The 13,967-nt window shown below is 64.1% G+C and carries 17 protein-coding genes; 10 read left to right on the top strand and 7 right to left on the bottom strand.

Annotated features, from left to right (window positions below):
- Nucleotides 1–5: 5 nt before the first annotated feature.
- The 6 genes from AWC31_RS12845 (at nucleotide 6) to AWC31_RS12870 (ending at nucleotide 5,863) form a co-directional block, all read left to right on the top strand.
- Complete coding sequence (locus tag AWC31_RS12845; protein WP_085144609.1) at nucleotides 6–1,424, top strand: aldehyde dehydrogenase family protein; 1,419 nt, start codon at nucleotides 6–8, stop codon at nucleotides 1,422–1,424.
- Nucleotides 1,421–2,194 carry a crotonase/enoyl-CoA hydratase family protein gene (locus tag AWC31_RS12850; protein WP_085144610.1) on the top strand — a complete coding sequence of 258 codons (774 nt, stop codon included), beginning with the start codon at nucleotides 1,421–1,423 and terminating at the stop codon, nucleotides 2,192–2,194. The genes AWC31_RS12845 and AWC31_RS12850 overlap by 4 nt, the downstream gene beginning before the upstream one ends.
- A 107-nt stretch (nucleotides 2,195–2,301) precedes the next feature.
- Nucleotides 2,302–2,820 carry a nuclear transport factor 2 family protein gene (locus AWC31_RS12855; protein ID WP_085144611.1) on the top strand — a complete coding sequence of 173 codons (519 nt, stop codon included), beginning with the start codon at nucleotides 2,302–2,304 and terminating at the stop codon, nucleotides 2,818–2,820.
- A 2-nt stretch (nucleotides 2,821–2,822) separates the two neighbouring features.
- Nucleotides 2,823–3,701: an SDR family oxidoreductase gene (locus tag AWC31_RS12860; protein WP_085144612.1), complete on the top strand. Its 879-nt coding sequence runs from the start codon at nucleotides 2,823–2,825 to the stop codon at nucleotides 3,699–3,701.
- A 7-nt stretch (nucleotides 3,702–3,708) separates the two neighbouring features.
- Nucleotides 3,709–4,665 (top strand): alpha/beta hydrolase fold domain-containing protein, encoded by a 957-nt coding sequence (locus AWC31_RS12865; RefSeq protein WP_374213923.1) that lies wholly within the window; start codon nucleotides 3,709–3,711, stop codon nucleotides 4,663–4,665.
- Nucleotides 4,666–4,786: 121 nt separating this feature from the next.
- Nucleotides 4,787–5,863, top strand: a complete 1,077-nt coding sequence (locus AWC31_RS12870) for a hypothetical protein (RefSeq protein ID WP_085144614.1) — start codon at nucleotides 4,787–4,789, stop codon at nucleotides 5,861–5,863.
- Between the two features lie 85 nt (nucleotides 5,864–5,948).
- On the opposite strand, the gene AWC31_RS12875 is transcribed toward AWC31_RS12870, so the two are convergent.
- Together AWC31_RS12875 and AWC31_RS12880 are read right to left on the bottom strand one after the other, a co-directional pair.
- Nucleotides 5,949–6,224: a ferredoxin gene (locus tag AWC31_RS12875; protein WP_085144615.1), complete on the bottom strand. Its 276-nt coding sequence runs from the start codon at nucleotides 6,222–6,224 to the stop codon at nucleotides 5,949–5,951.
- On the bottom strand, nucleotides 6,221–7,381 hold the full coding sequence (locus AWC31_RS12880; RefSeq protein WP_085144798.1) for a 3-ketosteroid-9-alpha-monooxygenase, oxygenase component: 1,161 nt from the start codon (nucleotides 7,379–7,381) through the stop codon (nucleotides 6,221–6,223). The genes AWC31_RS12875 and AWC31_RS12880 overlap by 4 nt, the downstream gene beginning before the upstream one ends.
- A 133-nt stretch (nucleotides 7,382–7,514) precedes the next feature.
- On the opposite strand from AWC31_RS12880, the gene AWC31_RS12885 reads away from it, so the two are divergent.
- Nucleotides 7,515–9,194 (top strand): 3-ketosteroid-delta-1-dehydrogenase, encoded by a 1,680-nt coding sequence (locus tag AWC31_RS12885; protein ID WP_085144616.1) that lies wholly within the window; start codon nucleotides 7,515–7,517, stop codon nucleotides 9,192–9,194.
- Between the two features lie 22 nt (nucleotides 9,195–9,216).
- Here AWC31_RS12885 and AWC31_RS12890 read toward each other — a convergent pair whose 3' ends face one another.
- On the bottom strand, nucleotides 9,217–9,873 hold the full coding sequence (locus tag AWC31_RS12890; RefSeq protein WP_085144617.1) for a PadR family transcriptional regulator: 657 nt from the start codon (nucleotides 9,871–9,873) through the stop codon (nucleotides 9,217–9,219).
- A gap of 120 nt (nucleotides 9,874–9,993) precedes the next feature.
- On the opposite strand from AWC31_RS12890, the gene AWC31_RS12895 reads away from it, so the two are divergent.
- Together AWC31_RS12895 and AWC31_RS12900 are read left to right on the top strand one after the other, a co-directional pair.
- Complete coding sequence (locus tag AWC31_RS12895) at nucleotides 9,994–10,521, top strand: flavin reductase family protein (RefSeq protein ID WP_085144618.1); 528 nt, start codon at nucleotides 9,994–9,996, stop codon at nucleotides 10,519–10,521.
- A complete protein-coding gene (locus AWC31_RS12900) occupies nucleotides 10,514–11,158 on the top strand; it encodes a PaaI family thioesterase (RefSeq protein ID WP_085144619.1) in 645 nt (214 codons plus the stop codon). Before AWC31_RS12895 ends, AWC31_RS12900 begins: the two co-directional genes overlap by 8 nt.
- Here AWC31_RS12900 and AWC31_RS12905 read toward each other — a convergent pair.
- The 4 genes from AWC31_RS12905 to AWC31_RS12920 all read right to left on the bottom strand — a co-directional run bounded on the left by AWC31_RS12905 (nucleotide 11,132) and on the right by AWC31_RS12920 (nucleotide 13,256).
- Entirely contained in the window at nucleotides 11,132–11,725 is a 594-nt protein-coding gene (locus AWC31_RS12905; protein ID WP_085144620.1) for a hypothetical protein, read from the bottom strand. The two genes, AWC31_RS12900 and AWC31_RS12905, sit on opposite strands and share 27 nt — an antisense overlap.
- A complete protein-coding gene (locus AWC31_RS12910) occupies nucleotides 11,722–12,429 on the bottom strand; it encodes an Rv1363c family protein (RefSeq protein ID WP_085144621.1) in 708 nt (235 codons plus the stop codon). Before AWC31_RS12910 ends, AWC31_RS12905 begins: the two co-directional genes overlap by 4 nt.
- A 78-nt stretch (nucleotides 12,430–12,507) precedes the next feature.
- Nucleotides 12,508–12,909 carry an Rv2576c family protein gene (locus AWC31_RS12915; RefSeq protein ID WP_085144622.1) on the bottom strand — a complete coding sequence of 134 codons (402 nt, stop codon included), beginning with the start codon at nucleotides 12,907–12,909 and terminating at the stop codon, nucleotides 12,508–12,510.
- Complete coding sequence (locus tag AWC31_RS12920) at nucleotides 12,909–13,256, bottom strand: hypothetical protein (protein ID WP_085144799.1); 348 nt, start codon at nucleotides 13,254–13,256, stop codon at nucleotides 12,909–12,911. Before AWC31_RS12920 ends, AWC31_RS12915 begins: the two co-directional genes overlap by 1 nt.
- Nucleotides 13,257–13,433: 177 nt before the next feature.
- Between AWC31_RS12920 and AWC31_RS12925 the strand changes: the two genes are divergently transcribed.
- Nucleotides 13,434–13,943: an Rv2253/PknI dimerization domain-containing protein gene (locus tag AWC31_RS12925; protein WP_085144623.1), complete on the top strand. Its 510-nt coding sequence runs from the start codon at nucleotides 13,434–13,436 to the stop codon at nucleotides 13,941–13,943.
- Nucleotides 13,944–13,967 lie beyond the last annotated feature (24 nt).

Genomic DNA, 13,967 nt, shown 5'->3' on the forward strand with positions numbered 1-13,967 from the left:
CCAACATGTACAACTACGACCGTGACGAGCTGTTCATCGACGGCCAATGGGTCAAGGCCGCCGGCACTGACATCATCGACGTCATCGACCCGGCGACCGAGCAGGTGATCGGTCATGTTCCGAGCGGGTCGATCGAGGATGTCGACGCCGCCGTCGTCTCCGCGCGGCGCGCGTTCGACCCGTCGATAGGCATCGAGGAGCGCCGCCGACGGCTCTCCCGGGTGATCGAGGCGATGGAGAAGCGCCTGCCGCATATTGCCGAGACCATCACGCGCGAAATGGGCGCACCGATCCGCATCGCACAGACCGTGCAAACCCAGGTTCCGCTGGCAGTCGCACACGGATTCGCAGATGCGCTCGAGGCTTTCGAGTTTGAAGAACGCATCGGCAACTCGCTGGTGGTACGTGAACCCTATGGGGTCGTCGCGGCTATCACGCCGTGGAACTACCCGCTTTACCAAGTGGTAGCCAAGGTCCTACCTGCCATCGCGGCAGGCTGCACCGTCGTTCTCAAACCCAGCAATGAGGCGCCACTTTCGGTGTTCGAGTTCGTCGAAACCCTCCAGGACGCCGGACTGCCACCCGGCGTGGTCAACCTGGTATCGGGACCCGGCCGGGTGATCGGTGAACGACTGTCAGAACACCCAGACGTCGACTTCGTGTCCTTCACCGGCTCGACCGGCGTAGGCAGCCGGGTGGGAGAGCTGGCCGGCAAGACAATCAAGAAAGTCGCGCTGGAGCTAGGTGGCAAGTCCGCCAACGTCATCCTCGAGGGCGGCGACCTGGCGACGGCCGTCAAGGTAGGGGTCGGCAACGCGTTTCTCAACGGTGGACAAACCTGCATGGCCTGGACGCGGATGTTGGTTCCACAGGCCCGTTACGGCGAAGCACTGGACCTCATCGAGGCGGCCGTGCCGAGGTACACGGTGGGAGACCCGTGGGATCCCGTGACTCGGATCGGGCCGTCGGCGTCACAGTCCCAGTTCGAAACCGTGCGGGGTTTCATCGAGCGCGCCAAGCGGGATGGCTCTCGCTTGGTGGTGGGAGGCGCGGACAAGATCCGCGATACCGGCTACTACATCGCCCCAACGGTGTTCGCCGATGTCGACCCGGATTCCGAACTGGCACAAGAAGAAGTGTTCGGTCCCGTTCTCGCGGTCATCCCGTTTGAAGACACCGACGATGCGCTACGCATCGCGAACGGGACGCCCTACGGCCTGTCGGGCGCGGTTTGGGCCGCTGACGACGACACCGCCATCTCATTCGCGAAAGCAGTGCAGACCGGCCAGCTCGACATCAACGGCGGTAAGTACAACCCGGCAGCACCGTTCGGCGGTTACAAGAAGTCAGGCATCGGTCGCGAGCTGGGTCGCATCGGGTTCGAGGAATATCTGCAGGTGAAGTCCCTGCAACTACCCGCATGACTCCTCTGAAGATCGACGATTCGGGTGCGGTTCAGATTTGGACCATCAGCTTGCCCCACGTCGGCAACGCGATCACCGACAGGTCATTCATCGCCGCGTTCGAGGCCGCAGTCGACACCGCCAACCTGAGCACGACCGTGCGCGCCGTCATTCTGACCGGAGAGGGCAAGATCTTCTCCGCCGGTGGCAACGTCAAAGAGATGGCCGGTCGGCAAGGCATGTTCGGCCTCGACGCGATCGATCAGCGATACGCCTACGTCGACGGTATCCAGCGCATCCCTAGGGCTCTGGCCAGATTGGAGGTGCCGATCATTGCGGCGGTCAACGGAGCGGCCATCGGGGCCGGCTGCGACCTGGCAGCCATGTGCGACATCCGTATCGCCTCGGAGCGAGCATCTTTCGCCGAGAGTTTCGTCCAGATCGGCCTGGTACCCGGCGACGGCGGCACCTGGTTCCTGCAGCGTGCGATTGGCTACGAACGGGCGGCCGAGATGACCTTCACCGGTGACCGGATCGACGCGTCGACGGCCCTGGAATGGGGGCTGGTCAGCCGGGTAGTCACCCATGACCAATTGCTCGGCGTTGCAAAAGATCTCGCCGACCGGATCGCGAGGAACCCTCCACACGCACTGCGAATGGCCAAGCGTCTACTACAGGAATCACGCACCGGCGTACTGGAGTCGACGTTGGGCATGGCCGCGGCAATGCAGCCACTCGCCCACCACGACACCGAGCATGCGCGCCGACTAGAGAAGTGGAAGACCAGCTGAGGGAACCGACGTTCCACTGACCGGGCACATCCGTGTCAGACATCACGGCGCAGCGATTGACTCCGAACGAAGAATCGTTGCGACGACACATCAATGGGAGAACCACCGTGAGCACAGCCGCCATCTCGCTATCCGAGTTGCAGAACTTCATCGCCGATTTCTGGTTCCACTACGACGAAGCCCACTACGCCGAAATAGGCGCCGCGTTCGCCGAGGACGCGGTGTACCTCAGCCGTAGCGACTCCGGTTCGTGCCCGTTCGAGGAGGCGCTGTCGGCCGACTTGTCCGGAGCCGATGCGGTCATTTCCTGGCTCACCGAGCACCGCAAGGCCAGCCCCTACCCACTGCGTCATCATGCGACCAACCTGCACATCACGGGGGTTGACGGCGACGGAGACGACGCCGTGACGCACGCCCGCTTCTACATTTATGTCAACCAGGTGACCAACTTCGTGCCGTTCGGCGTCTCCAGCGGTGTCGCCAATGTCGCTGTGCGGCGAGGCGGCAACACTCCAAGCGGCCTGCAGTTCACCAGGTTGGAGGTCATCCTCGACGTCACCAACTCCGAGCCCCTCGAGGGTGCCGGTTTGCCCGGAGCGCCCGACGACGCCACGGCGAGCGCGTAACCGTGAGCTCAGCCCGCGAGACATTCGAAGGCGGCGTCGCCGTCATCACAGGGGCCGGCGCCGGTATCGGCGCCGGCCTCGCCCGGTATGCACACCAACTCGGAATGACGCTCGTACTGGCCGACGTCGACGAGGCCGCAGTACGGGCGCTGCGCGATGAGTTGATCGGCGCCGGCGGCTCAGCTGTGGCCGAAGTGTGTGACGTACGTGATCCGGACGCGGTGGCCGCCCTGGCCGACCGCACCTACGAGAATCTCGGCCCGGTACGGCTGCTCGTGAACAACGCGGGCGTCGAGCAGTTCGGCTATTTGTGGGACACCCCGGTCGCGAACTGGGATCGGGTCATGGATATCAACGTGAGCGGCGTCTTTCACGGTGTGCGGGCGTTCCTTCCCAAGATGATGGCTGCGGATTCTCCGGCATGGGTGTGGAACCTGTCCTCGATCGGTGGAGTTGCCGCGGTGCCCCTGCAGGCGCCGTACATCATCAGCAAGCACGCCGTGCTGGCACTCACCGAATGCCTGCGGTTGGAAGTACAACTGGCCGGCCACGACCACCACATTCACGTGCAGGCAGTTTTGCCCGGCGCCGTCAAGTCGAATATCTTCGAAGCCGCCGGTGGAGTGGATGCCGACCAGACCGGAGCCGACGTCAACGCAGCTGAGTCGCAACGAGAAGCGATGCTGGACATCAAGGCCGCCGCGATGGATCCGGTTGAGGCGGCGAAAGTGGTTTTCGACCAGTCTGCTCGGGGCGACTTCTATCTGCTGACCCAGCCCGAGTACGTCGGTTCGGCGATGGCGGAGCGGGCTCGGGTGCTGACGACACAAGTACCGCCGCAACTGCGTACCGAGCGCCGGTTCGATCCGGCCAAACACTGACATGACGATGTCACCGCAGGGACCCCCACTCGATCCAGACGCTGCCGCCCGCATCGCCGCGCTCGGACCGGCCACCCCGATGCGCCAGCGCGGCCTGGACACGGTCCGACAGGCGATCGAATCAGCGCCACTGCCAACGGATATGCCACCGATGGCCGACATCGTGGATCGGACGGTGCCGGCATCGGCGCGGCACATCCCGGTACGCGTCTATCGGCCGACTCAAGTGTGCAGTGAACCCGCACCGGTGATAGTGCACTTTCACGGCGGCGGTTTGGTGATGGGCAGCAACCACTCGTTCGAGCCGCTCGCTCGCGGGCTGGCCGCAGCCTCCGGAGCGGTCGTGGTCGCCGTCGATTACCGCCTGGCGCCGGAGAATCCGTCCCCGGCGCAATTCGACGACGCGTTCACAGCGACCGAGTGGGCGGCCACTCATGCCGCCGAGATCGGTGTCGACGCAAAGCGGCTCGTCGTGGCGGGAGACAGCGCCGGCGGTGGGCTGGCCGCCGCCGTCGCGCTGGCCGCGCGCGATCACGACGGCCCCTCGATCTTCGCCCAGGTGCTGATGTATCCCGGCGTCGACCGCGACATGGGCGCACGATCCATCACGGGGATGCCCATGGCACCGATGCTGCTACATGAGGACATCGTCTACCTGCACGAGTTGGCCGACGTGGGGTCCGACGCCGCCCACAGCACGTATCGGGTGCCCGCGTACGCCACCGACCTGTCCGGACTTCCCCAGGCGATCGTGGTCACCGGCGAGTGCGACCCGATCCGCGACTGGGGCGAGCGCTACGCCGCGCGGCTACGCGATGCCCGGGTACAGACGACAGTCACCCGGTACCCGGGCATCTACCACGGCTTCCTCATGCGGTACGAAACCACCGCACGCGGCCGCCTGGCGATGGCCGAGACGGGTGCACTTCTGCGAGCGAAGTTCGCCCATCCCCTGCCTTTCTGAGGCTGGACTTACCGTCCCAATAGCCGGACATCACCGGTCCTGGCAGCGGTGACTCGGCACACAATCGAACCCACCGGTGGCGTTCGTCGACGCCGCAACTGAGAAGTAAGGAGTGCCTGTAATGCTCACCGAAGAGCGGCGTATGGAGCTGTCCGACATCCTCCGGCCCGCCTCGCCGCCGCAAGAGATCGACAACATCTACACCGACGATCAGCGGGAGCGGCTGCTCGACGTGGTTCGCAAAGACGCTCCGTGGCGGCTGATCATCGCCCAGCATTTCGCCTCACCAGAAGAGCTGATGGCGACGATGAGCGGCAAGTTCCCCGAAGGTTTCACGCCGACCCTGGATCTGTTCCTCACCCCGACCTTCCGGGGCTATCTGGCCAACTACGGTGCAGTGCTCTACCCGGAGCTGCATGACTGCTTCTACAACGCGAAGTTCTTGGAGATGGCCAAGAGTTACTGGAAGGCCGAATACGCCAAGCCCGAACTCATGCTGTTCAACATCAATGGGCCGTGCGCGAATCGCGATCCGGGACATCTCGATTCGCCGAGTTTCCGTGGAGTTCGCCACGAGAACGCGCCGACGTGGCTGTGCAGCGTCATGGGCAAATCGGGACTGTTCGGTGACTATCTGATCAAGATGGCCCAGGTGATCACCTGGTTCTCGCTGGACGAGGGTAGCGGGTTCACCTACTGGCCCGACGGGCCACTCAAGGCGCCCAAGCGGGTGCTCCCACCGGTCTACAACCGTGGCGTGGTGGTGCAGAACGAGATGATGGTGCACCGCGGTGAAGCCAACGGTCCACTGCAGCAGCAAGTTCCGGCCGGTCTGGCGTTCGACACAGTGTTCGCCGGCGATCCGTGCGACCGTGACTATTGGGTACTCAAGAACGGTGAAGAAGTCATCGCCCGCCACCACACCGACGAGTTGCGCTTCCTGGTCCACTGGTCGGCAGAGGTCTTCGAGGACTACGACGAGCTGAAGAAGAACATGGACGGTTCCGACGACCTGACGATCGACCGGGCCATCGACATGATGGTCGACGATCTCGCCAAGAAGGGCATCAAGCTCGACATTCCGGCTGAGCCGCTGCACGATCCGGCCTTCATCGGTGCGCTGAACGAGGCATACGACCTGGGCGGTCCGGTGATCTATCCGGAGGAAGCACCGCTCAGTGCTTTTCAGTTCGCCTGAGCACCCACAAACTTTGGCCCCGCGTTCCGAGAGGAGCGCGGGGCTTGAGTATCTGGGTTGTCAGTTGCGGTGTTCGCCGCTGCAGCTAAACCCCGTCGAGGACGAGCAAAGTGCCTGCCCTCACGGCCATTTCAATGGAGACTCGTAACCGCGAACACATCAGGAACACCCCGGATCGCAATTCGGTCGCCTGCTCACGCGTCTGTCGCCGCTCCACACATCGCCCGGTCGCCGCGGCGTCCCACTGCACGCTGGTCTGTTCCCAACTGCTTTTGCGGGCCAGCACGGTCGCACCACACTCCGCGCAGCTGACCGGCATCATCGGCGCATCAGCGAGCCGGTCGTCAGGTCGGACACTCATTTGGTCAGCCCGACCAACTTCGGCAGGCGATTGGCCGCGATGTTCTCCTCGACCTCCTTCATCCACGCTTCACGTGGACGAGTGGTGTCGATCTCGAACTCGAAGCGGTCCACCATATCTGGTGTCACATCGGCCACGTCGACGTAGAACTGCTCGTACCAGCGGCGCAATTGATAGACCGGCCCGTCCTCTTCACAGAGCAAGGGGTTGTCGATGCGTGCCTTGCGGCGCCAAATGACGACGTCTTGTTCGAAGCCCATCTTCACGAAGTCGCCCAATGCGACAGCCATCTGCATCGCTGCCTCGTCGGGCAGCGACTCGGACTTCTCGACGGTGATCCCGTACTGCAGGACAAAGGAATTCTGGTCGATCGGGTAGTGGCAGTTGAGCAGCACGGTGCGTTGATCGCCGTGCGGATAGTGGTAGGTGAGATCGTCGACCATGAATGAGGGGCCGTGGTAGGAGGCCACCGAAGTGGTGCCGAGGATCTTGGCGCCCTCACCCGATCCGAGGTCTGGCCGGGCCTCACTCTTGTAGTACTGGGTCGCCACGTGGCCCTCGAAGACGTTCTTGAAGCCCGTGGGCAGGCCGCCGTGGATGTAGAAGAAGTGCGCCATATCAACGACGTTGTCGATGATCTCGCGGCAGTTGGTGTCGACCACCGTCGAGTACCAGTGCCAGTCCGTCCACCTATCGGTGCCCACGCCTTCGATGCGCGGAATCGTCACGTCGGCCGGTGGCGCCTTCTTCTCGGGGTCGTTCCACACAAACAGCATGCCGTCCTGTTCCATGGTGGGCCAGGTTGCGGTACGCGCGAGCTTGGGCACCCGGCGGCTGTACGGAATCTGCTTGCAGCGTCCGTCGCCTCCCCAGCGCCAGTCGTGGAACGGGCAAGCGATCTCATTGCCCTTGACTTCACCGTCGGAGAGATCTCCTCCCATGTGTCGGCAATACGAATCCAGCACATTGATCTTCTCGTCTTCTCCACGGAAAACCACGAGCTTGCCGCCGAACGCATTGATCGCGTGCGGTTCTCCGTCTCCGAGGTCCTTGACCAGGCCCAGGCAGTGCCAGCCGCGCGCGAATCGCGTCGGCGCGGCCTGCGCCTCGATCTGGCGTACCTCGCCGGCGCCGCCGTCGGGCTGCAACGATGTCATACCGGCCATCCTCGTCTCGAGTACCTACAGTGGAAGATCCGTTGTAACACCGGCGGACTGGCATATCGGGGTGATGTTCCACTGACCGGGCCAAGCCGATACACGATCGACGAAGCAACCCGAGAATCAGCCGGTGACTGATCTCCAAGAAATCACTGTCGATCTGTTGGTTGTGGGCTCCGGAACCGGTATGGCAGCCGCGCTCACCGCCCATGAGCTCGGGGTGTCGACGCTGATCGTGGAGAAGGCACCGTATGTCGGCGGGTCCACCGCACGCTCCGGCGGGGCGTTCTGGATGCCGGCCAACCCGATCTTGACCGAATCTGGCTCCGAGGACACCGTGGAGGCCGGGCGTACCTATCTGGATGCTGTCGTCGGCGATGCCGCTCCGATCGACCGGGCCCGCGCCTTCCTCGATCACGGCGCGGCAACAGTGCAAATGCTGCGCCGTACCACGCCGATGAAATTTCAGTGGGCCAAGGGCTATTCGGACTATCACCCGGAGCGTCCCGGCGGCAGCGCGGTCGGGCGCACATGCGAATGCCGGCCGTTCGACACCGCAGTGCTTGGCACCGAGCTGGCCCGGCTGCGGCCCGGGGTGATGAAGTCGTCATTCCCCATGCCGGTCACCGGCGCCGATTACCGCTGGCTGAATCTCATGGCGAGAGTTCCGCGAAAAGCCATACCGCGCATCCTGCTTCGCGCCTTCCAAGGTATCGGCGGACTGGCCTTGCGGCGGCGCTACGCGGCCGGTGGTCAAGCACTGGCCGCCGGCTTGTTCGCCGGGGTGCTCCGTGCCGGGATCCCGGTGTGGACCAATTCCTCACTGGTCAAGCTGGTGACTGACGGTGAACGAGTCAACGGCGCCGTGGTGAACCACAACGGCGTCGAGGTCATCGTCACCGCACGCCGCGGCGTGGTCCTGGCGACGGGCGGGTTCGACCATCTGATGGATTGGCGCCGGAAGTTTCAGTCGGAATCACTAGGCGATCAGCTGAGCTTGGGCGCCGAGACCAACACCGGCGACGGCATTCGCATCGCCCAAGAACTGGGTGCCGACACCGGACTGATGGACCAGGCCTGGTGGTTCCCCGCCTTCGCACCGCTACCGGGCGGCGAGCCGACGGTCATGCTCGCCGAACGATCCCTGCCAGGATGTCTGCTGGTGGACCAGACCGGCAACCGGTTCATCAACGAAGCCACCGACTATATGTCGTTCGGACAGCAGGTTCTGGAGCGCGAGCGCTCAGGTGACCCGGTCGACACCATGTGGATGGTGTTCGACCAGCAGTACCGCAACAGCTATCTTCTTGCAGCGGAGCTGTTTCCGCGGATGCCGATTCCGCAGACCTGGTACGACGCGGGCATCGCGCATCGCAACGATGACCTGGCCGACCTGGCCCGGTCCATGGGCGTCGACGCGTCGGCGCTGATCTTCACCATGCGACGTTTCAACATGCTCGCCCGGAGCGGTGTGGACACCGACTTCGGCCGAGGGGAGAGCGCCTATGACCGCTACTACGGTGATCCGACCGTGACACCCAATCCGAATCTGCGCCCGCTTGACGATGGCCCGTTCTACGCGGTCAAGGTCGTGCTGAGTGATCTGGGTACCTGCGGCGGTGTCCGTGCCGACGCGCACGCCCGGGTGCTGCGTGAAGACGGCTCGGTCATCGATGGCCTATACGCGATCGGCAACACCGCTGCCAATGCGTTCGGCGCGAGCTACCCGGGTGCCGGCGCCACCATCGGGCAGGGCTTGGTTTTCGGCTACATTGCCGCGCGGCACGCGGCCGGGCTGGAGAATGACTGAGCGACAGCGTTGACGCGCAGTCTCAGCCCTCTTCTTCCTCGGCGGTGATCCGCTGCTCGACCTCGTACCAGAACTCACGGACCGGCCACTGCATCCCCGCCTTGGCGAACGCTTCTTCGGCGGCGTCGAGGTCTTTGATCAATTGTTGTGCCAGCTCGCGCTCCGCTGCGTAATAGCGCTGCGACCACTGCAACGCCAAACGGGCATACGACCATGCCGGGTGCGCAGCGGCTCCACGTTCATCGGTCGCGGCTTCGCGCTGCATCCGGTCGGCGTACTCGACGTGCTCGGCAAGCAGTTCCTTGAGCCGACCCGGGTTGGTCAGATGACCGAAGATCAGCCGCAACAGCGTGTTGTGCTTGAGCGTCGGTGGCTCGACGGGTTCTTCGTTGGTCCATCGGGTTACCGCTGTCATGCCGGCATCGGTGATCTTGTACATCCGCCGGCTGCGGGCGCCGCCTTCCAACCGTGACGTGACCAGGCCCAGCTGTTCGAGCCGCTTGAGTTCGGAGTAGATCTGACTGTAGGCCGGGTTCGGGTAGAAGAAGCGGAGCACCCAGTTCATCCACTTCTTGATGTCGTACCCGGAAAGCTCGTCGCCGCCCGACAGCATCCCGAGCAACGCCCACGCGGTGGGCGACAAACTCGGCCGCTCGGCGTCATGGGCGGCATCCGTCACTGTCCAAGGCTAGCAATCACGCGAGCGGCGCGACCGACGCCACTACCGCTGACCGGGACAGCGCGTTGCGGCATTCCCCAGATAAGCAGGACATTTATGACCTGCACACCGAGGAGGAGTATGTCCGACGACACGATCGCAGCCGGAGGCGGAGCACTGCTCACACCACTTGCGCCGGCAATGCGCCGGGTGCTCGGACATTTCTGCACCGGCATCGCGGTGATCACCGCTCACGACGGTTCTCGCCCGATCGGGTTCACCTGCCAGTCGGTGACATCGGTTTCGCTCGACCCGCCGTACGTGTCGTTCTGCCCGTCCAACACCTCGACGAGCTGGCCGTTGATTCGCGCGGTCGGGTCGGTGTGTGTGAACATCCTCGCCGACACCCAGCGCGATATGTGTGCCCAGTTCGCCACGAGCGGCGCGGACAAGTTCGAAGGCGTGGACTGGCGAGCGGGCGCCAACGGTGCGCCGGCCCTCGCCGGCACCCTTGCCTCTATTGAGGCCAACGTCGAGTTCGAACATGCTGCTGGCGACCACACCATCGTCGTCGCCAAGGTCACCGGGTTACGGGCACACGAGGACCGCGCCCCGCTGCTGTTCTTCCGAGGCGGCTACGGAGCGTTCGACGGTAGCGGCCATGCCTGAGCCGATCAGCATTCATGACGCCAAACACCAACGGTCCCTTTATGAACCACTGACGCAATCCGTGCGACACCTGATCGATGTCGCGATTCGCAGCGAAGCTGACGGTGAGGCAGTGAGGCAGGCTCACCGCCTCATCGACGAAGCCGTCGAACTGCTCAGCACCCGGCTACATCAGGGTTCATACGGGCTTCGCCACGTCGTGGACGGCACACCCCTGGTGTGGGGCAACGTCGCGATGGGACTGCGCAATGCCATTGCGCCGCCGCTCGAGGTGCACAAGCGGCCCGACGGCCGGGTCTGCGCCGACCTGTTCCTCGGCGCGCCGTATGAGGGCCCGGCCGGGCATGTGCACGGCGGCATGTGCGCATTGGTCCTCGATCACGTGCTCAGCGCAACCGCACACCGCGACCAATCCCCCGCTGTCACTGGCACTCTCATCATCCGCTACGTCCGGCCGACCACACTCGGCCAGCTGCGGGCCGAGGCGTGGACCGACCGCGACGAAGGCTCGAAGACCTTTGCCGTTGGCCAGATCACCGATTCGGACGGCAACGTCACGGTGCGGGCCGAGGGCGTCTTCATTCGGCCGAATACCTCCGGCGACCGTGGCTCACACGGGGTCGAACGCCGAGATTAGCCAGCTGCCGTCGACCTTCGTCAAACTGACGACCACGCTGCTTGCCGTGAGCGCCGGATCCGGCCGATCCCGGCTGACGGTCTCCTGGTTGAGGAACACGAGCACTTTCGCCGAGTCTGGATGCATCTCCATCATGGCGACCCGGACGATCTGAGCGGTGGCCTTGATGCCCTTGTCCCGCACCGCGGGCGCCACGACATCCGACGTGAATTTCCCGTAATACGTGAGAAAGTCACCAGTCATCGATTCTCTGGCCGTCGCCAGGTCTTGGTCGAGAGTTTCCGGCGCATAAGACAACAGCGCCACCGTTCCGGTTGACGCGGCGTCAATCACCTGCTGGACGTGCGCAACTCCGACCTGCCGGTCCACCCGATACTGGGTGAGGTACAGCACAGTCGCCAAAGACGCTGATGCGACGAGCAATGCGACCACGACGACAACGCGCCACCTAGCTGCGGTCGCCCGCAGAACCGGCCTTATCCGGTTGGTCTTCGGCTCATCGGCACGCGGCTCGAATTCACCGGCGTCTTCACCGGTTTCGACTGCGATCGCTCCGTCGACCGTCATGGCACAAACTCCATCTTGGACATCTTGATCTGGTCTCCGTCACGCTGGAGGTCGACACTTAGACGCCAGGTACGGGGAGCGTCCTTGGCTCCTGCCGCGTTGGTCACCGTGGATGAGGCCGTCACCAACACAACTGCCGAACTGTCGGTCATCGACTCCACTGCCGCAGCGTTCGCCGTGGCGTTCGTGGTCACCTTCGCGTCCTGAGCTACCTTGATGAAATCCTCTGCAGCATGCTGGAAGTCATCCTTGAACGGCCCCGTGGAACTGTCGATGATGCGCTGGACGTCGTCGTTGGCGTTGTTGAAGTCGATGGACATCAAGTTGACGACGATCTGGCGCGCTGCGGCGGTGAACTCGGCGCGGTTGCGCTCCTCCCGAAGCCTCTTCTGATGCTCCCACGTCATGTATCCGCTAGCACCGAGCAATGCTGCGGTGCACAGGAGTGCCAGGCAGGCGGCAACCGTCGTCCACCTCGGTCTGCGGAAGCGCAGACGTGCGCGAGCGCTGCTATGCACATCTGCCGGCTCCTCTGCGTCGTCCGTCGGGGTCTCTCCGCTGGACTCCGCCTCCTGCCGCAACGCGCGGGCGCGGGCGCGGGCCGCCTCCGCCACTGACTCTGCCTCGGCAGCTTCGGCTTCGGCTTGTTCGGCGAGCAGGTCGGCATCTGTCCCCGCCTCTTCTGTCCTGCTTCGTAACAGCATTCCGGCACGGTAAACCGGAGGGTGCGGATGTTAGCGTCCTCTTCCCACCCAGTGGGCGGCGTCACACTGGCACGGTGCTCACCAATGCCGCAACGCGCAGAGGGCGCCTTTCGGCCCGTCTCCGGTAGTGATCACCACGCCGTCGACCGCCAGCTCACAACGGAACATCGGCGAGGCCGGCAGTCGCCCGCTGGTGGCCGACACCATGGCCCATCGGTCGGGATCGGCCAGCATTACGTTGAGCACCCACGGCTGGCCGGGTCCCACTCGCACCTCGGCCTTGGGACTGAAGACGTATGGATTGTGACTGTATTCGGCCCACGTCGGCGGATCGGCCTCGCGGTAATAGATGTCGGCGGTGACCGGGCTTTCGGCGGTCACTGTGTAGGTGACCTGATGCAGTACCCGATCGTCGGCGTGCGCCGGAAACGGCACGGACAACACTACGACGACCGATGCCACCGCGATGCTTCTACGCATCAGTCACCCCGTCCCCACCGCGCGGCGCCGTTCTGCGAGTGGCAACTCAAGAACAAGCCGTCGGGCGCCTGGGCAACCCAATTCTCGTATCCTTCACAGCCCGAGCCGAAGTCCTTGATGCCTGCCATGGAGGGCGAGCGGAAGTACCTCGGCTCATACCGTCGGGGGGAACCGCAGAAGACCAAGCGGCCCCACGACGTCGTGCCGTACACGTAGTAGGCAGTCTCGGCGCAGGGCGCGCCGAGTACCACCCCCGGCTTGATCCCGGGAACACACGAGGCTTCGTCGCATAACGCGGGCTGAGCCTGTGCGCGTGCCGGCGTCATCAGCGTCGGCACGATGCACATACTGGCCAACAACGCCGCAACCACAGTCGATCGCACAGGGCGGACTGTGGCATACCGTCGCCCGGTTGGGACACTCTACGTCCACTCAGCGGACAATCGCTCCCACCACCGCCGCTGCGGCTGTTAGCCTCGGGCGCCGCCGAATTCGTGGAAGCCGGCCAGTCCGAGGAGTAGGCGATGTTGCGAATCCCCGTATTGCTGACCACCACCGCAGCAGCAGCGGTCGTCAGCGTGGCGACCGGCGTGCCCGCCGACGCGGACAACGCGGAATGGGGCCTCAACGGTACTTATGTCGCGACCTCCAACGGGGAGTGGGCGCGCAAGAATGAGGTGTTCTACGAGCAGGACAGCCTGCGCAGCACCTGGACCATCAGCAGCCAATGTAGCTATCCGGGCGAGTGCACCGGAACTGTGAACAGCACCTTCGGCTGGACCGCACCGATCTACCAGAAGAGTGGCGTCTGGTACGTCAAACACACTGTCGAGAACTGGATACCGTGCCCAGACGGAAGCACGGCCCCCGGGCTTCAAGTGTTCCGGTTCAAGGCGATGTCCCCGGATGGCGGGACATCGGACCCTACTTCGACGACGTTGGTCGGCGAAGACATCACCACCGGCGCCAGTGGTGCCTGCGGTGTGAACAAACCGGTCTACATCAACATGCCGTTCAAACTCGTCAAAGCCTGACGCTGCCGGCGCAGCGCTGGCCGA

Origin of the sequence: Mycolicibacterium wolinskyi, assembly GCF_002101965.1 — a bacterium.
Taxonomy (GTDB): domain Bacteria; phylum Actinomycetota; class Actinomycetes; order Mycobacteriales; family Mycobacteriaceae; genus Mycobacterium; species Mycobacterium wolinskyi.